The organism is Micromonospora sp. NPDC007230, from assembly GCF_042869115.1.
GTDB lineage: Bacteria > Actinomycetota > Actinomycetes > Mycobacteriales > Micromonosporaceae > Micromonospora.
Map to the genome: position 1 here is coordinate 260,620 of NZ_JBIAFE010000005.1, position 19,857 is coordinate 280,476.

Here is a 19,857-nt window from a genome sequence, read left to right on the forward strand (position 1 = left end):
CGTCCCCGCCCAGCCGGCGCCGGGCACCGGCCGGTGCCTCGCCTGGACCGGTGAGTGCTGCCGTCACCTACCGGCGGCGCGCACTTACGGCCGCCCGGCGGGACGGGATACACCGGAAGTGACCGCTCGCTGGCAGTTCGGTGTGCCGGGGCCCCCGGCGTGGGGCGGGACAGGCCACCTGACACGTCGCGGACCCGCGCGCCACCTGCCGACCCTGACCGAGGTAGATCGATGATCAGTAAGGAAGATCAGGCGCGTTCGGGGCCGCCGCCTGGCTATGCGGCGGAGCTCGGGCGCGAGTTGCGTCGCGTCGTGCGCGGCGAGGTCCGTTTCGGGTCGGGTGACCGGGCCATGTACGGCTTCGACGCCTCGATCTACCGCCAGTTGCCGATCGGGGTCGTGCTGCCCCGGCATGCCGAAGACGTCGAGGCGGCGCTGGCGGTCTGCCGGCGGTACGGCGCGCCGGTGTTCGGTCGTGGATGCGGTACGGCTCTGGCCGGGCAGGCGGTGAACGCCGCCGTCTGCTTCGACTTCTCGAAGTACATGAACCGGCTCGTGCACCTGGACCCGCAGCGGCGCCGCGCGCGGCTACAACCGGGCCTGATCTGCACCCACCTGAACAGGGCGGCGCGACAGCATCGCCTCACGTTCGCCCCGGACCCGGCGACGCTGGACCACGCCACGCTGGGCGGGATGATCGGCAACAACTCCTGCGGCACGCATTCGGTGATGGGCGGCAAGACCGTGGACAACGTCCACGAGCTCGACATCATCACCTATGACGGGGTTCGGATGCGGGTCGGCGCCACCGGCGAGGACGAGATCGAGCAGATCATCGGGCTGGGCGGGCGCCGGGGTGCCATCTACGCCGGCCTGCGGCACATCCGGGACACCTACGCCGACGTGATCCGGTCCGGGATGCCGGACATCCCCCGCCGGGTGTCCGGATACAACCTCGATCAGCTGCTGCCGGAGAACGGCTTCCACGTCGCCCGCTCCTTGGTCGGCTCCGAGTCGACGCTCGCGCTGACGCTGGAGGCGGACTGCCGTCTGGTCCCCTCGCCACCGGCACGGACACTGGTCGTACTCGGCTATCCCGACATTCCCAGTTCGGGAGACGACGCCGTGTGGCTGATGGAATTCGGGCCGATCGGGGTCGAGTTCACCAGCCGACACGTGGTGCAGAACCTTCAGGCGAAGCACATGGCGTACGGCGATCCGCGGCTGCTGCCCGCCGGCGTGGCCTGGGTGCTGGTCGAGTTCGGAGGCGACACCCAGGCGGAGGCCAACGAGCGAGCCGAGCAGTTGATGGCCGCGCTGCGCCGGCGCCCCAACGCGCCCGAGCATCGGTGCTACGAGGACCCGCGGCAGCAGACAGCGGTATGGGAGATCCGCAAGCACTCGGCAGGGACCACCCGCATGCCGATTGGGCTCGGCGGCCACGCCGGATGGCCGAACTGGGAGGACGCCGCCGTGCCGCCCGAACGCCTGGGCGACTACCTGCGGGCGTACACCGGTCTGCTCGACCGGCACGGCTACGACGGTGTGTTGTTCGGCCACTGGGGGCAGGGCTGCATCCACTGCCGGCTGGACTTCGACCTACGCAGCGCCGACGGCGTACGCGAGTTCCGCCGGTTCATGGAGGAGGCCGCCGACCTGGTGGTGTCGTTCGGTGGCTCGCTGTCCGGGGAGCACGGGGACGGGCACGGCCGCGCCGAGCTGTGGCCGAAGATGTTCCCACCCCGGCTGATGGAGGCGTTCGCCGAGTTCAAGCGGGTGTGGGATCCCCAGGAACGGATGAACCCGCACAAGCTCATCGACCCGTACCCACTCGATTCACACCTGCGGGAGGGCACGAGCTTCCGGCCGCGCCAACTGGAGACGGCGTTCCGGTATCCGGAGGACGGCGGCAGTTTCGCCGAGGCCGTCGGCCGCTGCTTCGGCGTCGGGGTCTGCCGCCACACCGAGGGTGGCGTCATGTGCCCCAGCTTCATGGTGACCCGGGAGGAGAAGCACACCACGCGCGGACGGGCGCGGCTGCTGCAGGAGATGGCCGACTCCTCGGGCAGTGTCACCAGCGGATGGCGCAGTCCCGAGGTCAAGGAGGCGCTCGACCTGTGCCTGGCGTGCAAGGGGTGCAAGGGCGACTGCCCGGTCAGGGTCGACATCGCCACCTACAAGGCCGAGTTCCTGCACCATCACTACGCCGGCAGGCTGCGACCACGCCAGGCGTACGCCCTCGGACTGATCAACGTGTGGGCGAGGCTGGCCTCGCGCGTGCCGCGGCTGGCCAATCTCGCCACGCAATCCCCGGTGCTCGGCACCGCGGTCAAGGCCGTCGGGGGGATCGCCCGCGACCGGGCAGCACCGGCGTTCGCGGCGCGGACCTTCGCCTCCTGGTTCGCCGAACATCGCCCGCGGCACCCCGACGGGCCGGCGGTGCTCCTGTGGCCTGACACGTTCACGAACTTCTTCGATCCTCGCGTCGGCGTCGCGGCGGTCGAGGTCCTCGAATCGGCGGGGTTCCGGGTCAAGCTGCCCGGCCGGGGACTGTGCTGCGGGCGGCCCCTCTACGACTACGGCATGCTGAACCTCGCCCGGCGGTATCTGCTCCGGATCCTCGACGTACTCTCCGACGACATCGAGCGTGGGGTGCCGCTCGTCGGACTGGAGCCGAGCTGCCTGGCCGTGTTCCGGGACGAGCTGACCACGATGTTCCCGGACGACGACCGCGCGCAGCGGCTCCAGGCGCAGGCGTTCAGCCTCGCCGAGTTCCTCCAACGGCACGCGCCCGACTGGACACCGCCGCGGCTGCACCGGGACGCGTTCGTCCAGACCCACTGCCACCAGCACGCCGTCATCGGCTTCGATCCGGACCGAGAGCTGCTCGCGGCCATGGGCCTGAACGTGGAGATGGCTGAGCCCGGGTGCTGCGGCATGGCCGGCAGCTTCGGCTACGAAGCCGGCGAGAAGTTCGAGGTGTCGATGGCGGCCGGGGAACGGGTCCTGCTGCCCGAGATCAGGGCCCGCAGCGCCGCCACGGTGATCGTCGCGGATGGGTTCAGCTGCCGCGGTCAGATCCGTTCCGGCAGCGACCGGGAGGCGCTGCACCTCGCCGAGGTCATCAGCATGGCTGCCCGCAGCGGCCCCCACGGTCCAGCAGGCAGACCGGAGGAGCAGGGCACTCCCGTCCCGGCCCGGCAGGTCGGCGCAGGCGCACGCGTCGCCACGGCCTCGGCCTCGGCGCTGCTCGCCGTCGCAGGCGCCGCCGCCGTCACCCGCTGGCGGGCACGCCACCGCCACATCATGAGGAGACCGAAGCGACATGGCTGAGGAACGCACGGCTGCCGACGCGCTCGTGGAGCGGCTCATCGACTGGGGCGTCGACACGATCTTCGGGCTGCCCGGCGACGGCATCAACGGGCTGGTCGACGCGCTGCGCAAGACAACCGACCGGATCCGCTACATCCACGTCCGCCATGAGGAGGTCGCGGCCATGGCGGCCGTCGGCTACGCCAAGTTCACCGGCCGGCTCGGCGTCTGCTTCTCCACCTCCGGCCCGGGTGCCGCACACCTGCTCAACGGACTCCTCGACGCCCGCGTCGAACAGGCCCCGCTGCTGGCCATCACCGGCATGTCCTACCACGACCTGATCGGCACCAGCTACCTGCAGGACGTCAACACCGACTACCTGTTCAACGACGTCACCGTCTACAACCAGCGGATCATGGGCCCGGCCCACGTCGTCAACGTCGTCGACTACGCCGTGCGCACCGCCCTGGCCGAACGCGGGCCCGCGCACCTGGCCTTCCCGATCGACTACCAGGCCGCCCCCGCCGGATCCGGCACTCGCTACCTGCGCAACGTACCCGGCCACACCTCCACCACCTGGCGCCCCCCGATTCGCGTGCCGCAGGGCGACGACCTGGCGGCCGCCGCCGCCGCGCTGGCCGGGCGGACGAAGGTCGCGATCCTGGCCGGAGCCGGAGCCCGCGGCGCGGGCGAGGAACTCGAAGCGGTGGCCGAGGTGCTCGGCGCCCCAATCGTCAAGGCCCAACTGGGCAAGGACTGCGTGCCGGACGACAGCCCCTACACCACCGGCCCGATCGGGCTGGTCGGTTCCCTGCCATCCGAGGAAGCGCTCGAGCGGTGCGACGCGCTGCTCATCGTCGGCTCCACCATGCCCTACATCGAGTACTACCCCAAGCCGGGGCAGGCCGTCTGCGTGCAGATCGACGACAAGCCCGAACGCATCGGTCTGCGTCACCCCGTCGACGTCGCGCTGGCCGGCGACGCCCGCGCCACCCTCGCGGCCCTGCGACCGCTGCTGTCCCGCAACGACAACCGGGACTTCCTGCACCAGGCGCAGGCCGGCATGCGCGAGTGGTGGGAACTGATGGCCGAGCGCGGTTCGTCGCCGGACATCCCGATGAAACCGCAGGTCCCCGCATGGGCGCTCAACGAGGCACTCGCCCCCGACGCAATCGTCTGCGGCGACTCCGGCACCGTGACCACCTGGGCCGCCCGCCAGATCAAAGTGCGGCGGGGCCAGGCCTTCAGCTTCTCCGGCACGAACTGCTCCATGGCCGCCGGCCTGCCGTACGCCATCGGGGCTCAGGCCGCCTACCCCGACCGCCAGGTCGTCGTCTTCACCGGCGACGGATCACTGACCATGCAGCTCGGCGATGTGCTCACCGCGGTGCAGCACCAACTCCCGATCAAGATCGTCGTGGTCCGCAACGACACCCTCGGCCTGATCAAGTGGGAGCAGATGGTCTTTCTCGGCAACCCCGAATATGGCGTGAACTTCGCCCCGATGGACTTCGTCAAGTTCGCCGAAGCCTGCGGTGCCACGGGCGTCCGAATTGAGGATCCGGCCCGCTGTCCTGATCAGATGAAGCGGGCGCTGGCTGCCAGCGGCCCGGTCATCGTCGAGTGCGTGGTGGACCCGCACGAACCACCGATGCCGGCGCGGATCAAGAAGGACCAGGTCAAGAAACTCGCGGCAGCGCTTCGCGCCGGTACGCCCAACCGCAACCGCATCGCCCTGCAGATGGTCAAGGACATCCTCGACGAATCCAGCTTCGAGGCCAGCCCGGGCCGCATCATGCCCGACCGGCTCGGTCAGGCTCTGTCCGGTGCCGCGCGCCGGCTGCGCGACCGCGCCGACGACCAAGACCAGGCATGAGCGAAGGCCGGGGCCGGCAGAGACTGCTCATCAGCGCGCTCACCGTCACCGCGGCCGGCACCGACGCGCTCAGCTACCTCGGTCTCGGCCACGTCTTCCCCGCCAACATGACCGGCAACACCGTCCTGCTCGGCCTCGGCGCGGCCACCGGTGACTGGCCCGCCGTCAGTCGATCCGCGACCGCGCTGTGCGCGTACGTGCTGGCCGCGGTGGCCGTCGGCGCCGCCGTGCCGGACACGCCCGGTCCGCACCACATCCGGGCGGCGTTTCTCATCGAGGTGTGCCTGCTGGTGGCCGCGGCGGTGTGGTGGAACCTGCTGACCGGCCGCCCAACGGGTGCGCCGCGATACGGGCTCATCGCCCTTGCCGGCACCGCCATGGGGATGCAGAGCGCCATCGCTGCCCGGCTGCGCTTATCCGGTGTCACCACCACCTACATCACGGGCACCTGGACCGGGCTCAGCATGGGCATCGGCGAGCTGCTACGCCGCGACCGCAGCCGGTCCCCTGACGGGCAGATAGCGCGGAGCCTCGTCGTCACCTGGTATCCCGCCGCCGCGTTCGCCACTGCCGCCGCCTACACCGCCTGGCACAACCTGGCCGCTCTGATACCGGCGATGTCCGTCGTCCTCTCCGCGTTCATTTACCGAGCTGGCAGGTCAGCCAGCTAACCGTCTGCCGACCAGGCGCGCCGGCTCGAGTTCAGGCAGGCTTTTCCGGCTCTCGTCCGGTCACTTGGCCTCGTTGGGCAGCGCCGTCAGCTCGAACCGGGCGGCCAGGTCCGGCAGGATGCGATCCAGGGCGTTCACCGTGCCCTGCCGGTTCCCGCCGCCGTCATGCAGCAGCACCACCGCGCCCGGTCGGATCCTGCTCATCACCAGCGAGGCGATGCGGTCAGCCCCGGGTGCCTGCCAGTCCGACGGGTCCACGCTCCAGTGCAGCGACGTCATGCCCAACTCGTGCGCCACCGACACCAGCGGGTAGGTCCATACGCCGCCCGGCTGGCGATACCACACGATCGGCGCGCCGGGAACCGCCGCCCGGATCGCCGCATTGGTCCGCAGCAGGTCGGCCCGGATGTCCTTGGGCGATCGGTTGCCAAGGGAGATGTTGTGATTCCAGGAGTGGTTGCAGAGGGTGTGCCCGTCGGCCACGATCGCCCGGACCAGATCGGGGTGCTTCTGCGCGTTCTCCCCCACCAGGCAGAAGGTTGCTCGGACCTCGAACCGCCGCAGCACGGTAAGGACCTGCGGGGTGAATTGGGGGTCGGGCCCGTCGTCGAAGGTGAGCGCGATCCGGCCGGTGCCGGTGGTGGCGTGGGCACCGAAGAGACCGCCACCGGCGGCGTTCCGCGTCGCGCCGTCCTGCGCGGCATCGAGTGGGCTCGCGCTGTGGTCGCGCGTCGCCGGGCCAGCCGATCCGGCCCCGGGCTGGTCGGCGTGCTGCACGCCGCCCGGGTCACCGGCAGCCCGGGTGGGACTGTGCCCGAGTTGGTCCAGCCCCAGGGTCCGCCCGATCGCGTACGACGAGACGAGCAGGGCCGCTACCACCAGGGCGAGGACTGCCGTGGTGCGTCTGGACGATCCTGTCCATGTCATCGGAACAGCCCGCCGCATTCCCCACGCGGGCCCGCCCCGCTGAGATCCTCAGGCCGCACCTCTTCCTCCCTCCCACCCCCCGGAATTGCAGCCTATGGCCGGGAGTGCGGCACTTGATCCCCAATATGGCAAAAAGGGGTTACCTTGGCGCCCCCTCGCTTGTCCCGGGGGCAGCACCAGGCAGGCATGCCCGCGCAGGATTGGCGGCCGTACCCGGGTGGGTAGGAAGCTCCGGGTGAAACTGATCCATCGGTTGATCATCGCGGCCACGGCGCTGCTCGGGCTCTGGGCCGGCCTGGCCTATGAGATGTCGCAGCCACCGGACGCGGCCGGCTATGCGCGGACCGCGCTGCAGGTGGCCGAGTCGGCGTACGACACCGCTTCCACCGGGGTGCTGGTTGGCCGTCAGCGGCTGCGCGGCCACCTCACCGGCGCTTTCGCCACCACCGCCTACGACGACGCCGTGCAGACGGTGGCCGGCGCGCAGCAGAAGCTCGCCACCGCGGTCGCCCCCGACGACGCCTCCGCCGCCCTGCGGGAACGTCTGGTCCCGCTGGTGCAGGACACCGCCCGCCTCCTCTCCGAGGCCACCACCGCCCGTGACGACGTGGCGCTCGGGCGCGCGGTTGACGGCCTGGAGGAGACCTCCCGGAAGCTGAACGACCTGATCGAGTACTACCAGGCGCGCCCTCCGCAGGAGGGCAAACCGTGAAGCGGGTCCTGGCGATCGCCCTGGGCGTGCTGACCGCGATCGGCGGGTTCGTCGACATCGGCGACATCGTCGCCAACGCTGAGGCCGGCGCCCGGTTCGGCCTCTCCCACGCCTGGGTCCTCGCCGTCGGCGTTGTCGGGATCTGCGCGTACGCGGAGATGTGCGGCCGGGTGACGGCGGTCAGCGGGCGGCCCGTGTTCGACCTGGTCCGCGAGCGCCTCGGCCCGCGGGCGGCGCTGGCCAACCTCGCCGGCTCGCTGATCGTCACGGTGCTGACCCTCGGCGCGGAGATCGGCGGTGTCGGACTGGCGTTGCAGCTGGCCACCAGCGTCGACTACCTGCTGTGGGTGCCCGTCGTCGGTGTCGTGCTGTGGGTCGTGCTGTGGCGGGCGAAGTTCTCGCTGCTGGAGAACCTGTTCGGGCTCACCGGGCTGGCTCTGGTCGTGTTCGTCATCGCGATCTTCCACCTCCACTCCGACGGCGGGCAGTTGTGGCGGCAGGCCACCCACCCGGGACCGCCCGTCGATGAGGACTGGGGCACCTACTGGTTCTTCGCCGTGGCGCTCTTCGCCTCCGCCATGACCCCGTACGAGGTGTTCTTCTTCTCCTCGGGCGGTGTGGAGGAACGGTGGAGCAGCAAGGACCTGCTGACGTCCCGGGTCAACGTGTTCGTGGGATTCCCCCTCGGCGGCCTGCTGGCGTTCGCACTGATGGCGACTGCCGCCGCGGTGTTCCACCCGCTGCAGATGAGCGTCGACTCGCTGTCACAGGTCGCGTTGCCCGCCGCAATCGCCTTCGGCAAGCTGGGCCTGGCCGCGGCGATCCTCGGCTTCTTCGCCGCCACCTTCGGCGCCGCCATGGAGACCGGCCTGTCCAGCGCCTACACGGTCGCCCAGTACTTCGGCTGGGCCTGGGGCAAGTTTCGCCGGCCTCGGGTGGCGGCCCGCTTCCACACGGTGCTGATGGTCTCGATCCTCGTCGGCGTGGCGGTGCTCATGACCACCATCGACCCGATCCAGCTCACCGAGTACACCCTGGTGTTCAGCGCGGTGGCGCTGCCGCTGACCTACCTGCCGATCCTGGTCGTCGCCAACGACCGCGGCTACCTCGGCCGACGCGTCAACGGCCGGCTCGCCAACGGCTTCGGCGTGCTCTATCTGGTCATCGTCCTCGCCGCGGCTGTCGCCGCGATTCCTCTGATGATCGTCACCCGGATGGGAGGCGGCTGACATGCTCATCGGTTTCGACCTGCTCGATCGGCAGATCCTCGACCGTGACGGCGAACCCGTCGGCAAGGTCGACGACGTCGAACTCGCCTTCGACGGCAACGGCGCGCCGTACGTGGCGGCGCTACTCATCGGCCAGCAGGCCCTCGGCGACCGCATCGGCGGCGTCCTCGGCCGTTGGATGGCCGGCACCGCCCGCCGACTCGCGCCAGATCGGGATCCTCGCCCCATCCGCATCCCCTACCCCCTGGTGGCCGAGGTCACCAGCTCGGTCAACCTGTCGGTAAGTCGCGACCTGCTGCCCGACCCACCCCTGGAGACCTGGCTCCGGGACCACCTCGTCAACCGCATCCCGGGAGCAGACGATGCCAGCTGACCAGCCCGACGCCCCACTGCGCGCCGGTGCTCTCCTGCGACAGCCCGTTCGCGACCTGGAAGGTCGGATCATCGGACGGGTCGCCGACATTGAAACCACCCGTGACAGCGACGGTCGCGAACGGGTGACCACTCTCGTCGTCACCGCCGGGCGATGGGGGCGCCTGCTCGGCTATGAACGCCACGAAACCCGCGGCCCGTGGCTGCTCGAGCACCTCGCCCGCATCGTGCTGCGCCGCCACCTGACCCGCGTGCGCTGGCAGGACGCACGCTTGCACCGCTTCCCCTGAGCCGGGCGGGACGGCGACGGCACCAATCTCAGGAAAACTTGTCCGCCTCTTTCATTGCCTCGTCGTACTCCTTGTTGGCCGTATTCAGCTTCTCCTTGAGTTTGCGTACGGCCTCGCGGCGCGTCTCGGTCGTCCGGCCAGGATTCACCTCTTCCAACAACGCCCGCACCGAAGGCGTGTTCATGGCTGGAGTAAACGGTTTATTGGGATCCAGGAGATGCTCGACACGGTCGAGCGCCATCGAGATCGTTCTCGCCCTCTCGAGGGCTTGCAGCAGTCTGAACTGCGCTTTCTGCTCCTCGGGGCTGAGTTCTACTTCGTCTGAATCTGAGTCCATGACCACTCATCCTTTCCGTGAGGACTATTCGCCGGCCGAAGCGGTTGAGCCGTCGTCTCACTTTAGAGCTTTTGACCGGGCCCGCATGACGACATCCTGACGACGAATGAAGGCGGGCAGCAGCGCCAAGGCTCGACGGCCAGACATCACGCCGGACAGGCAAGCCCCTTGCATCGGCCCTCCAGCCTCACGCCGGCTGGATCGGGCGACGCATCGGAGGCGCCACGGGGCTGGGCCACGCTGCGGCTTTACCTGATTGCCTGAGATTCTTCTGCACGGACAGGTCCAGATCACTGCCGACAATACCGAATCAGTTGATGTTCACCGATCCATAGCATCGAATGCCATGAAGCTACGGATCGTCCTCGCGTTGGCCGCACTCGCCACCCTGCTCTACACCGTCGGCGCACCACATCAGCACGGCGGCTGACCCGGCTCGAGATGAGACCCCCCATCGGCCTGCTGCTCGTCGCATCCACCAGCCCGCACTCGACCATCGGCACACCCCTCGACGAGGCCGGATAAGCCGATGTCCGTACTACTTGTCGGCCCCGTCCTCGTCGGCCTGGCCGCCGGATACCTCACCGGCGGCCGGCTGCGCCGCCTCGCCGACCAGCCACTACGGGGCATCTGGCTGCTGTACGCCGCCGCACTCGGACAACTGCTCACCCACGTACCGCCGGGCTCCCGGCTCCTCTCCGCCGCCGCCCAACGGTGGCTGACCGCCCTGGTGTTCACCACCGTCGGCATCGGGTTACTGATCAACCTCCCCCGCCTGTCCCGCCCAGCCCGCGCCGGCATCGCCGTCGCCCTCGCCGGCGCGGCGTTGAACGCGGCCACGATCCTGCCGAACGGACACATGCCGGTCGCACCAGCCGCGCTGCACCACCTCGGCGCCGCCCCGACCGACACCACACTGGATCCCCACCACGCGGTCGGCACCACGGCCACCCGGCTCGCCGCACTCGGCGACACCCTGCCCGTGCCGTGGCTGAACGTGGTCATCAGCGTCGGCGACATCGTCCTGATGACGGGCATCGCCCTGCTCGTCGCCGCCCTCATGCACCAGAGCCGACCCCGGGCCACGCCGGCGACGCTGGCCCAAGATTGATGCCCGGCCCTCCGGCAGACCGATCTTGGCCCGTCGGGGTGTGGCATTGTGAGTCGAGTGGAGCCGGACCCAGCCGCCGGGGAGCACCGGACACTGACGCCCCAGCCTGTGCGGGTCGGGCTGGGGGTGCTGCGCGACTACCGGCCGACGGTCGCTCGGGTGCGTGCGCTGCTACGCAACATGGTCACCTCTTTCGTGGTGCTCAGCACGACGCTGTGGCTGCTGCCGGGCGTGACGGCGAGCGGCTTGGTCGCGACCCTGTGGCTGGTCGGGCTGATCGCCGCGATCGGCGCGGTGCTACGGCCGCTGCTGTTCGCCCTGGCCACCGCGCTCGGCGGGCTCGGCGCTCTGGCCATCGGCGTGTCCGTGCAGGCCGTCGTCATGTACGTCGCGCTGCGGCTGGATCCGAAGGCAGACGTGGCGGGGTTCGCCGATGCCTTCGCCGCCGCCTGGCTCGCCGTGGCGCTCGCCGCAGTGGTGAACTGGCTCGCTGACGCCGGAACGGACGACGCGTTCGTCAGCGAGATGCTGTGGGTGATGGCCCGGGTGCGGCGCAGGCGGGAGCGACGCCCCACCCGGCGACAACGACGGCGGCGAGGTGACGTCCCGGCGGAGGCGCCCGCCCAGCAGGCAGCCGACGGCCTGCTCATCATCCAGCTCGACGGGGTGGCCGCGCCGCTGGTGTGGTGGGCCATCCGCGCCGGCAACCTGCCCACGATCGGCCGGTGGCTACGCTCAGGCAGCCACCGGATGACCCGCTGGCACACCGGGCTTCCGGCCACGACGCCGGCAGCCCAGGCAGGCCTGTTGTACGGCGACACTCAGCGGGTGCCGGCCTATCGCTGGTACGAGAAGGCGACAGTGAGCGACAGCGGGGCACGCTCCACGGGCCGCATGGTGGTGACCAGCCGGCCGCGCGACGCCGCCGAGATCGAGCAGCGCCTGTCCACCGGACAGGGTCTGCTGCGCGACGGCGGGGTCAGCATCAGCACCGCCTTCTCCGGCGACGCCCCGACCAGCCTGCTCACGGTGAGCCGCGCGGGACTGCCCGGACGGTCCACCCGGGGATACGCGGTGTTCATGGCCAGCCCGTACGGTTTCGCGCGGGCCGTGGTGCGCGGGGCCGGGCAGGTGCTTCGCGAGCTGTACGAGGCGCGGCGGCAGCGGCTGCGCGACATCCAGCCCCGGGGTCGGCGGCGGGGCTCGTACCTGGCGCTGCGCCCGATGGCGAGCCTGCTCAGCGACCTGAACGTGTCGCTGATCGCCGAGCAGATGGCCAGCGGGACACCGGTCATCTTCTGCGACTTCCTGGACTACGACGAGGTGGCCCACCACGCCGGGCCGGCTCGCCCGCAGGCGATGGCGGTCCTCGAGGCGCTCGATCAGACGCTCGGCATCCTGCAGCGTCTGGCGGCTGAGGCGACGCGGCACTACCACATCGTGGTGTTGAGCGACCACGGGCAGAGCCAGGGCGCCACGTTCCGTCAACGACACGGCGAGTCGTTGACGGAGCTGGTCGCCCGCCTTGCCGCACACCCGGTGCGGGAGGTCGCGCCCGGCGGCCGGCCGGCGCCCACCATCCCGGCCCAACCCGCGACGACCGCCGGGGCCACCGATCCCGTCGAGTCGTGGGGCCGGGTGAACACGCTGCTCACCGAGGTCGGTGGCCGGGGCGGGGCGACCGGCACAGCGGCTCGGCTGGCCCTGCGGTCCCGGGCGGACGGGGGCGAGGTCAGCCTGGGGCCGGCCGACCGGGAGGCGTCGGCCACCGCTGCCGATCCGGAGGCCGTGGTGGTGGCATCGGGCAACCTGGCGATGATCTACCTGCCCCATCATCCGGGACGGCTGACCCGCGAGCGGATCGACGCCGCCGTCCCGGGGCTGATCGACGGCCTGGCCGCGCACCCCGGCATCGGGCTGGTCGTGGTCGACTCCGCCGCCGGACCGCTGGCGATCGGCAGCCGGGGCTGCCACCGGCTGCGGGACGGGCAGGTCGACGGCGAGGATCCGCTGGCCCTGTACGGCCCCCGGGCACGCCACGACCTGCTACGCCATCAGGCGATGGACCACGTCGGCGACCTCGTGGTGATCAGCGCCGTGGAGCCGGGCCTGGAGGAGGTCGCGGCCTTCGAGGAGTTGGTGGGGTGCCACGGCGGGCTCGGCGGCTGGCAGACCGAGGCCCTGCTCATCCACCCCGCCGACTGGCCGCAGGAGGGCGAGCTGGTCGGCCCGGACGACGTACACCGCCAGTTGCTCGGCTGGCTGCGGCGGCTCGGCCTGCGGCCGGCCGACGACGCCGGCACGCCGGACGGGGCGGGCAACGAGCCGGACTTCGACCGGGACCACGACCGACGCCACGAGCCGGCCGCGTAGCGCGGGCGACGCGGCCTAGGGGGCCAACGGATCGTCCGGCAGTCGGCGGCGCCGGCTGAACCAACTCAGTGCCTGGGTGACCAGCACGACGAGCAGGACCGCGGCGACGACGCTCTGCCACGGCTGCGGGAAGACCGCCCGGCCGACAACCCCGATCGAGGCGTAGAGCACCGCCCACAGCAGGCTGGCCGGCGCGTTGGCGACGGCGAAACGCCGCCAGGCCAGCCCTGCCACGGCGGCGGCCAGCAGCACCGGGATCCGGCCACCGGGGATGAGCCGGGACACCAGCAGCGTCGAGACGTGGCCCTCGCGCACGCGGGCCGAGACCTGGCCGACCCGCTGCCGTCCGCGCAGGCCGGGTAGCCACCGGGCGACCCGCTCGCCGCCCCAGCCGAGCATGCCGTACGTCGCGAGGTCGCCGACGTACGCGCCGACGGCGCCGGCGATCACGACCAGGACCACGGTCACCGGATGCTGGTGGGCGGCGAGTGCCGCGGCGCCGCTGACCGCCGCGCCGGTCGGCACCACCGGGACCACGGAGCCGAACAGCACCACCAGGATCAGCGAGCCCAGCGCGCCGAGCGTGGCCGTCACGATGGGTCCACACGAAACGACTCGCCCGGCCGCAGCACGCGCACCCGGGTGGCGGGCGAGACCGTCTCCACCTGGCGAGCGAAGTCGTCGCCCGGCCGAGCGAACCGGTCCGCCCGGATCCGGTCGCAACCAACCGGCCAGAAGGTGCCGAAGTGGATGGGTACAGCCCACGCCGGCGCCGCGCGCCGTACCGCCTCGGCGGCCCCCGTCGGGTCGAGGTGGCCGGGGCCGAGCGTCGGTCCCCAACCACCGACCGGGATCAGCGCGAGATCGAGGGGCCCGAGGTCGGCCATCTCGTCGAAGAGACCGGTGTCCCCGGCGAACCAGGTTCGCGCGCGGCCTTCGATCAGGTAACCGACGGCGGTTGCCCGGTGCCGGGACCACGGACCCCGGCCGGCGTGGTGGGCGGCGGGGACGGCGGCGACGCCGACGCCGCCGATCGTGAGCCGGTCACCGACCGCGAGTTCCGTGCAGCGCCCGGCGGCCGCCGCGCCGAGCGCCCGCCGGACCAGCCGTGCGGCGCCTGCCGGCACCACCAGCGTGGTGTGCTCGGGCAGCCGGCGCAGCGACGCGAAGTCCAGGTGGTCGGCGTGCAGGTGCGACACGAGTACGGCGTCCGGGGCGGACGGTAGCCGCGGGGTGGGCCCGCGTCGACGGCGCAGATGGGCGAGCCGGTCACGCAGCAGCGGGTCGGTCAGCAGCCGGATTCCCGAGTCCTCGATCCATACGGTGCTGTGCCCGCACCAGGTCAGCTGCACCACACCGACACCCGCACCGCCTCGGTCACGCCTGCCACCGTATCCGGCCGGGTCGCCGAGCGCACCGACCAGGTCAATGGCTATCCGGCGGCGTTGATCCTCCGGCTCAGCAGCAAGATCGACACCGTCCTCGCGGCACGCATCGACGACGGCCTCATCACCGGGCTCTACGCCATGCGTAATCCCGAGGGGCTGTCCCGTGTCGAGCGGGAGACCGCGGTGAGCCGCTGAGTCCGAAAGACTCCGTCGGCCGCTCTGCCAGGCGGGTCGCGGCGTATACAGCACCGCATGATCTCTTTGGTGGGCCGGCCGCACACCGATCCCCGCCGTCCGTCGTCCTCTTGCGTACTGGGGCTGTGCGGACTGGACTTCGCCCCCGGCGGTCGTAGGCTGACCAATTTGATTATGAATCGTCAGTGATCGTAGATTGGTCGTGTGGACCTTCTTCGATTCTCGCAGACCACGGCGCGTCTGTCGGTGTCCGCCTCGTGACGCTTGGTGGTTGGGCTGGTTCGGGGCGGATTCCGGTGACGCGGCCGGCCGTGAGCGTTGGTTCTGCTCGATCGATGATGGGTCGTTGAGCCGGTGACCGGGAAGCCGCGGCTGGCCGAAGGCGAGACGACGCGGACCGGGTGCGCCCGCGCCTTGCTACGCACCGCCGTGGACGAGGAGACCGGTGAGGCCCTGTCTCGGGCGGTGCTGGCGCAGCGGGTTGGTTGGTGTGCTGATCTGGTGGCGGGCATGGTGGCCGCGCTGATCGGCGCGCATTGGAACAGCGTGGATGTGGGGGTGCTGGCGGCCGGGGTGGATGCGGGTGGGCGCAGGTTGCCGTCGAACGCGTGGATGGCGCTGCGACGCCTCAGCTGGACCGCCACCCCGCCTCGGGGTGTGAGGGTCAATGACCGGGTCGTGCGGATGGCGCAGGAGCAGGCAGGGCGTGCTCTGCGTTCGGTGAAGTGGCGTGCTGACGTGACCGCCGGGGTCCTGGCGGCGTGGCCGGCCGATCCGCGCAAGCGCACCCCCGCCGAGTGGGACCAGGTCCGTCAGGCGATCCCGGGCGGGCAGCATCTGCCTTCCAGCATCATCAATGCCCGCACCCGGCAGGCCGCCGCGTTTGCGAAAGTTAACGGCCGGCTGCCGGTGGACGTGTTCGAACTCGAAGGCACCCCGAGAATCGGGCGGATGTTGCTGTTGGCCGCGTGTGATCGGCAGCAGGCCACCATCGAGCGCAGCGACACCGACCCGGCGAAGGCGCTGCTGCGGCTGCAGCTTCCTTTACGACCGGATCCGCAGACGTATCGGGACTGGACGTGGGTCGAGGCTCCGATCAGGCTGCCGTCCACGGTTCCCGCCTCGGCGGTGCTGCACCTGCCCACCCTCCGCCTCACCGACGGGACGGTGCGTGCCGACATGGCGTACACGCACGTCGTGCCGAAGTCCCGGGCCACCGGTCACTCCGTGGCGGTCGGTGTGGATTGGGGCCTCAACACCCTCCTCAGCGCCGGTGCCCTACGACTACACGACACCGGGCGGATCACGGCGTTGGGGGCTGGTGGACAGTTCCGCGCCGCCGGAGTTCTGGCCAAGCAGCACCGCCTGCGCCGCCACAGTGAGCGGCTGCATGCGAAGGCCGACCAGTACGCGCGGCTGCTCGGCGGCCGCCCCGACGAGCAGTTGAGAGCGAAACGTGAGGTGCTGGCCGGCGAGATCCGCCATGTGTCCGCCCGCCGCCAAAACTTGAACGACGCGCTCGCGTGGGCTGCCGCCCGCTGGACCGTCGACCAAGCGATCGCCGCCGCGGCGTCCGTCATCTACCTGGAAGACCTGCGGTCGATGGAAGCCAAGGGCATGGGGCACAGCCTGAACACTCGCCTGTCCCAGCAGGTACGCGGAAAGATCACCGACCGGATGCGGCACCTCGCCGCCGAGCACGGGATCGCCGTGGTCACCGTCCCCGCCCGCAACACCTCCAAGCACTGCCCGCAATGTTTGACCCCGCTACAGCACCGTAAAGCCCCCGACCAGCCGACCGTGGCCGGGTGGAAGTGGGCCATCTGCCCCAACACCGGCAGCTGCGGTTGGCAGGGCGACCGCGACCACGGCGCCTGGCGGCGCATCGCCGCCCGCGGCCTCACCCACCAAGCCAAAACCGTCACCCACAAGACCGCCGGCGCCATGGTGATCCGCACGGTCGTCGACGAACTCGAAGCCCCAGCCGTCGTCACCCCGAGCTCCCATGTCAGCCGGTGGGACCGGTCGAAGACCGGCCCCACCCGGCACAAGCAACCACGCCCCGCGCCCAGGCGACGCAGGGCACCCTCCCCCACCCGGCCCCACAACCGAGCGGGCAAGCGTCCGGAGGGACACGCACCAACGGACCGGCCCAGGCTGCCTCGCGCAGCCCACCGACACCAGAGCGTGAACACGATCAGCACACCCACCGCCGGCCACCGGCCACGAGGAGCCGCACTGGGCGCAGGATTCCACCTCCACGCCCACGCGACCCCACCACGGTGGGAAACGATCCCGGAAACCCCATCCGACTCAGGATCGCTAAGCTGATCAGGGACGCTCAGCCTGTGATGTCAGTGATCGAGACGATGGGACGTGTTGTCGTTGTCGCGGTCCCGCTGATCCTCCTGGCGCTCATGGCGATCAATTTTTTGAAGCCAAGAGACTCGCGACCCGACGACGGGCCCGGCGACTACCCGCTGCACCCTCCGCCGGACGGGGGCGCTGGCGGCGATGCGGGCGGCGCGGGGAATTAGTTTCCGTAAGTCCGGAAACGCCGAGCGCTGGTAGTTCCCTGCTCGCGTTCGCGCCGGGATGCCGGCAGCTTTGCCGTTTCCTGCTTTGCCTGGCGGCCGACCCGGATGTCCCGGCGCACTCCGACCTGCTCGACCTCGTGGTCGTCACCGCAGAACTGTCGCAGCCAGTCGACACGGACAAACGAGCGCGCGGTGCTGCTGCTCGGCAACAACAGCGATCAGCCGGAACGCGAACAGTGCCGCCTGAACATGCGTCCCCGCTGCGCACGCTGCCCGGCGACGACGCGTTGAATGCTGCCGACAGAGAGTGGCTTCAGCAGGTCGTATTGGCAAGCCCTGGTGTCAACCGTAGTCGCGCTCGCAGGACACGTACAGACGGAGGACCACTAGATCGCCGGACGCCACGAGAGCACGGTCGTCGGTCGACAGCTTCTTGAGATTCCATTCGTCAAACGGTTCACGATCACGCGGGTACCGATACACCGCCAGCCGGCAATGTCCGCTCGCCTCGCTGGCTCCCTCACCCGTGAGGAGCCGATCCCAGGCCGCGATGGATCCTTCGCTAGGCTGCAGGGTGAGAGCAGGACCTGAGAAGACGCGAGCCGCCTCCACCTGGCTCGGGCCGACATAGGTGTACTCCAGGTTGCAGTTGCAGTTGCCCTGGCCGCCCTCGCCGATTTGCCGGTACGCGGGGTCGACCTGCACCTGGCTCAGATACTCGCGAGCGTGCTTCGGGCCATCCGGCAGCAGCAGTACCAGCACCCCAAGGCAGCCCACCGCCCCTACCACCAACAAGCCGGCCGAGACGCAGGCGATAGCGATCCAGACCCGATTGCGCTGGCCCATGGCCCGCCCCTTCTCGCTGCGGCACGCCAGAACGCCTACGACCCTTGGCGTCGCGTCGGAAACTGATCCACCCCGTCAGGCAGCGGGGTGACCCGGTTCGAGGTAGGGCTGCTCGTCGCACGCGTCGAGCAGTCCCAGCCCGACCGGCAGGGAATATCGGTCGCTCCACCGGACGTTCGAGACTAGCGTGATCGCCATGTTCGGCACCGTCGGCTCTGTGCGGCCCGCAGGTTTCCACCTGCCGGGCGCCGCCGGCGTGTGCGCATGGCTGGCTGATACCCGAGGCTGACCCTCCTCCCGCTGCGGCAGAACCACGGAGGAGGGTGGCCCGGTGCTCCGGCGCTGCCCTTCGAGGCGCGCCGTGACGTGCGGTTCTGGCGCGGTTCCGCGGAGTGGCACCCGCCCGCGTTCGTCTTCCGCCAGTTCGTCTCCAGTGTGGAGTTCACCATGGCCAAGAGCCAGTTCGTGCGCGCGAAGCCGCACCTCAACATCGGCACGATGGGTCACATCGACCACGGCAAGACGACCCTGACGGCCGCCATCACCAAGGTTCTCGCCGACCGCGACCCCGCCGTCAACCGGTTCGTGTCCTTCGACGGCATCGACCGGGCGCCGGAGGAGGTGGCGCGCGGCATCACCATCAACATCGCGCACGTCGAGTACGAGACCGCGACCCGGCACTACGCCCACGTGGACATGCCCGGCCATGCCGACTTCGTGAAGAACATGATCACGGGGGCGGCGCAGGTTGACGGCGCGATCCTGGTCGTGTCCGCGCTCGACGGGGCGATGCCGCAGACCCGCGAGCACGTGCTGCTCGCTCGGCGGGTCGGTGTGCCCTACCTGGTGGTGGCGATGAACAAGGCCGACGCGGTCGAGGACCCGGAACTGCTCGACCTGGTCGAGCTCGAGGTCCGGGAGCTTGTGTCCGAGTACGGGTTCCCCGGCGACGAGGTGCCCGTCGTGCGGGTGTCGGCGCTACGGGCTCTCGAGGGCGACCCGCGCTGGGTGTCGTCCGTCGTGGAGCTGCTCGACGCTGTCGACCGGTACGTCCCGGTGCCGCCCCGCGAGCTCGGCGAGCCGTTCCTGATGCCGATCGAGAACGTCCTGACGATCTCCGGTCGGGGGACGGTGGTGACCGGCGCGGTCGAGCGGGGCGTCCTGCGGGTCGGCGGCCCGGTGGAGGTGGTCGGGCTCGGCCCGACACTGTCGACGGTGGCGACGGGGCTGGAGACCTTCGGGAAGTCGTTGGCGACCGCCGAGGCCGGGGACAACGCCGCCGTACTGCTGCGCGGGGTCAAGCGCGACCAGGTGCAGCGAGGTCAGGTGGTGGCGCTGCCGGGCAGCGTCACGCCGCACCAGCGGTTCCGGGCCAGGCTCTACGCGCTGACCACGGCCGAGGGCGGGCGCCACACGCCGTTCCTCGCCAACTACCGGCCGCAGTTCTACTTCCGCACCACCGACGTGGTCGGATCGGTGGACCTCGGCGACGTGACGATGGTCCTGCCGGGCGACACCGTTGACCTGTCGGTGGAGCTGGGCAAGCCGGTCGCGATGGATGTCGGGCTCGGCTTCGCCGTCCGGGAGGGCGGCCGTACGGTCGCCGCCGGCACCGTGACCGAGTTGCTCGACTGAGGTACGTGGAAGGGCTCCTTGCCAACAAGGGGCCCTTCCGCGTACG

General features: G+C 70.6%; 18 protein-coding genes. 12 read left to right on the top strand and 6 right to left on the bottom strand.

The window, feature by feature from the left end:
* Positions 1-231: 231 nt before the first annotated feature.
* Genes ACFYML_RS10040 through ACFYML_RS10050 form a run of 3 tightly spaced genes read left to right on the top strand, consistent with a single transcriptional unit; the run spans position 232 to position 5,859 of the window.
* The gene (locus ACFYML_RS10040) at positions 232-3,333 is read left to right on the top strand and encodes an FAD-binding and (Fe-S)-binding domain-containing protein (RefSeq protein WP_387420247.1); all 3,102 of its coding nucleotides are present in this window, start codon (positions 232-234) and stop codon (positions 3,331-3,333) included.
* Positions 3,326-5,188, top strand: a complete 1,863-nt coding sequence (locus tag ACFYML_RS10045) for a thiamine pyrophosphate-dependent enzyme (RefSeq protein WP_387420248.1) — start codon at positions 3,326-3,328, stop codon at positions 5,186-5,188. The genes ACFYML_RS10040 and ACFYML_RS10045 overlap by 8 nt, the downstream gene beginning before the upstream one ends.
* A complete protein-coding gene (locus ACFYML_RS10050) occupies positions 5,185-5,859 on the top strand; it encodes a YoaK family protein (RefSeq protein WP_387420249.1) in 675 nt (224 codons plus the stop codon). Before ACFYML_RS10045 ends, ACFYML_RS10050 begins: the two co-directional genes overlap by 4 nt.
* A 60-nt stretch (positions 5,860-5,919) precedes the next feature.
* On the opposite strand, the gene ACFYML_RS10055 is transcribed toward ACFYML_RS10050, so the two are convergent.
* Entirely contained in the window at positions 5,920-6,786 is an 867-nt protein-coding gene (locus tag ACFYML_RS10055; protein ID WP_387420250.1) for a polysaccharide deacetylase family protein, read from the bottom strand.
* A 235-nt stretch (positions 6,787-7,021) separates the two neighbouring features.
* Between ACFYML_RS10055 and ACFYML_RS10060 the strand changes: the two genes are divergently transcribed.
* Genes ACFYML_RS10060 through ACFYML_RS10075 form a run of 4 tightly spaced genes read left to right on the top strand, consistent with a single transcriptional unit; the run spans position 7,022 to position 9,389 of the window.
* Entirely contained in the window at positions 7,022-7,498 is a 477-nt protein-coding gene (locus tag ACFYML_RS10060) for a hypothetical protein (RefSeq protein ID WP_387420251.1), read from the top strand.
* On the top strand, positions 7,495-8,727 hold the full coding sequence (locus ACFYML_RS10065; RefSeq protein ID WP_387420252.1) for an NRAMP family divalent metal transporter: 1,233 nt from the start codon (positions 7,495-7,497) through the stop codon (positions 8,725-8,727). The genes ACFYML_RS10060 and ACFYML_RS10065 overlap by 4 nt, the downstream gene beginning before the upstream one ends.
* A 1-nt stretch (position 8,728) precedes the next feature.
* Positions 8,729-9,100, top strand: coding sequence for a hypothetical protein (locus ACFYML_RS10070; RefSeq protein ID WP_387279918.1), 372 nt, complete (start codon positions 8,729-8,731; stop codon positions 9,098-9,100).
* Positions 9,090-9,389: a hypothetical protein gene (locus ACFYML_RS10075; RefSeq protein ID WP_387420253.1), complete on the top strand. Its 300-nt coding sequence runs from the start codon at positions 9,090-9,092 to the stop codon at positions 9,387-9,389. The genes ACFYML_RS10070 and ACFYML_RS10075 overlap by 11 nt, the downstream gene beginning before the upstream one ends.
* Positions 9,390-9,417: 28 nt before the next feature.
* Here ACFYML_RS10075 and ACFYML_RS10080 read toward each other — a convergent pair whose 3' ends face one another.
* Entirely contained in the window at positions 9,418-9,726 is a 309-nt protein-coding gene (locus tag ACFYML_RS10080) for a hypothetical protein (RefSeq protein WP_387420254.1), read from the bottom strand.
* Positions 9,727-10,255: 529 nt separating this feature from the next.
* Here ACFYML_RS10080 and ACFYML_RS10085 point away from each other — a divergent pair.
* Together ACFYML_RS10085 and ACFYML_RS10090 are read left to right on the top strand one after the other, a co-directional pair.
* The gene (locus tag ACFYML_RS10085; protein ID WP_387420256.1) at positions 10,256-10,837 is read left to right on the top strand and encodes a DUF5317 family protein; all 582 of its coding nucleotides are present in this window, start codon (positions 10,256-10,258) and stop codon (positions 10,835-10,837) included.
* A 57-nt stretch (positions 10,838-10,894) separates the two neighbouring features.
* On the top strand, positions 10,895-13,210 hold the full coding sequence (locus tag ACFYML_RS10090; protein WP_387420257.1) for an alkaline phosphatase family protein: 2,316 nt from the start codon (positions 10,895-10,897) through the stop codon (positions 13,208-13,210).
* 15 nt (positions 13,211-13,225) lie between these two features.
* Here ACFYML_RS10090 and ACFYML_RS10095 read toward each other — a convergent pair whose 3' ends face one another.
* Together ACFYML_RS10095 and ACFYML_RS10100 are read right to left on the bottom strand one after the other, a co-directional pair.
* On the bottom strand, positions 13,226-13,804 hold the full coding sequence (locus ACFYML_RS10095) for a DedA family protein (RefSeq protein ID WP_387420258.1): 579 nt from the start codon (positions 13,802-13,804) through the stop codon (positions 13,226-13,228).
* Positions 13,801-14,565: an MBL fold metallo-hydrolase gene (locus ACFYML_RS10100; RefSeq protein ID WP_387420259.1), complete on the bottom strand. Its 765-nt coding sequence runs from the start codon at positions 14,563-14,565 to the stop codon at positions 13,801-13,803. Before ACFYML_RS10100 ends, ACFYML_RS10095 begins: the two co-directional genes overlap by 4 nt.
* Between ACFYML_RS10100 and ACFYML_RS10105 the strand changes: the two genes are divergently transcribed.
* Positions 14,539-14,793, top strand: a complete 255-nt coding sequence (locus ACFYML_RS10105; protein ID WP_387420260.1) for a hypothetical protein — start codon at positions 14,539-14,541, stop codon at positions 14,791-14,793. The genes ACFYML_RS10100 and ACFYML_RS10105 overlap by 27 nt on opposite strands.
* A 354-nt stretch (positions 14,794-15,147) precedes the next feature.
* On the top strand, positions 15,148-17,124 hold the full coding sequence (locus ACFYML_RS10110; protein ID WP_387420261.1) for a zinc ribbon domain-containing protein: 1,977 nt from the start codon (positions 15,148-15,150) through the stop codon (positions 17,122-17,124).
* A 548-nt stretch (positions 17,125-17,672) separates the two neighbouring features.
* Here ACFYML_RS10110 and ACFYML_RS10115 read toward each other — a convergent pair.
* Positions 17,673-18,176, bottom strand: coding sequence for a hypothetical protein (locus tag ACFYML_RS10115; protein WP_387420262.1), 504 nt, complete (start codon positions 18,174-18,176; stop codon positions 17,673-17,675).
* A 75-nt stretch (positions 18,177-18,251) separates the two neighbouring features.
* Positions 18,252-18,374, bottom strand: a complete 123-nt coding sequence (locus tag ACFYML_RS10120; protein ID WP_387420263.1) for a hypothetical protein — start codon at positions 18,372-18,374, stop codon at positions 18,252-18,254.
* 249 nt (positions 18,375-18,623) lie between these two features.
* On the opposite strand from ACFYML_RS10120, the gene tuf reads away from it, so the two are divergent.
* On the top strand, positions 18,624-19,811 hold the full coding sequence (tuf, locus tag ACFYML_RS10125) for an elongation factor Tu (RefSeq protein ID WP_387420315.1): 1,188 nt from the start codon (positions 18,624-18,626) through the stop codon (positions 19,809-19,811).
* Positions 19,812-19,857: the final 46 nt, after the last annotated feature.

Coding starts and splice junctions, on each gene's coding strand:
- ACFYML_RS10070 (WP_387279918.1), top strand. CDS start 8,729: ATGCTCATCGGTTTCGACCTGCTCGATCGGCAGATCCTCGACCGTGAC.
- ACFYML_RS10040 (WP_387420247.1), top strand. CDS start 232: ATGATCAGTAAGGAAGATCAGGCGCGTTCGGGGCCGCCGCCTGGCTAT.
- ACFYML_RS10085 (WP_387420256.1), top strand. CDS start 10,256: ATGTCCGTACTACTTGTCGGCCCCGTCCTCGTCGGCCTGGCCGCCGGA.
- tuf (WP_387420315.1), top strand. CDS start 18,624: ATGGCCAAGAGCCAGTTCGTGCGCGCGAAGCCGCACCTCAACATCGGC.
- ACFYML_RS10075 (WP_387420253.1), top strand. CDS start 9,090: ATGCCAGCTGACCAGCCCGACGCCCCACTGCGCGCCGGTGCTCTCCTG.
- ACFYML_RS10115 (WP_387420262.1), bottom strand. CDS start 18,176: ATGGGCCAGCGCAATCGGGTCTGGATCGCTATCGCCTGCGTCTCGGCC.
- ACFYML_RS10045 (WP_387420248.1), top strand. CDS start 3,326: ATGGCTGAGGAACGCACGGCTGCCGACGCGCTCGTGGAGCGGCTCATC.
- ACFYML_RS10055 (WP_387420250.1), bottom strand. CDS start 6,786: ATGACATGGACAGGATCGTCCAGACGCACCACGGCAGTCCTCGCCCTG.
- ACFYML_RS10080 (WP_387420254.1), bottom strand. CDS start 9,726: ATGGACTCAGATTCAGACGAAGTAGAACTCAGCCCCGAGGAGCAGAAA.
- ACFYML_RS10050 (WP_387420249.1), top strand. CDS start 5,185: ATGAGCGAAGGCCGGGGCCGGCAGAGACTGCTCATCAGCGCGCTCACC.
- ACFYML_RS10120 (WP_387420263.1), bottom strand. CDS start 18,374: ATGGCGATCACGCTAGTCTCGAACGTCCGGTGGAGCGACCGATATTCC.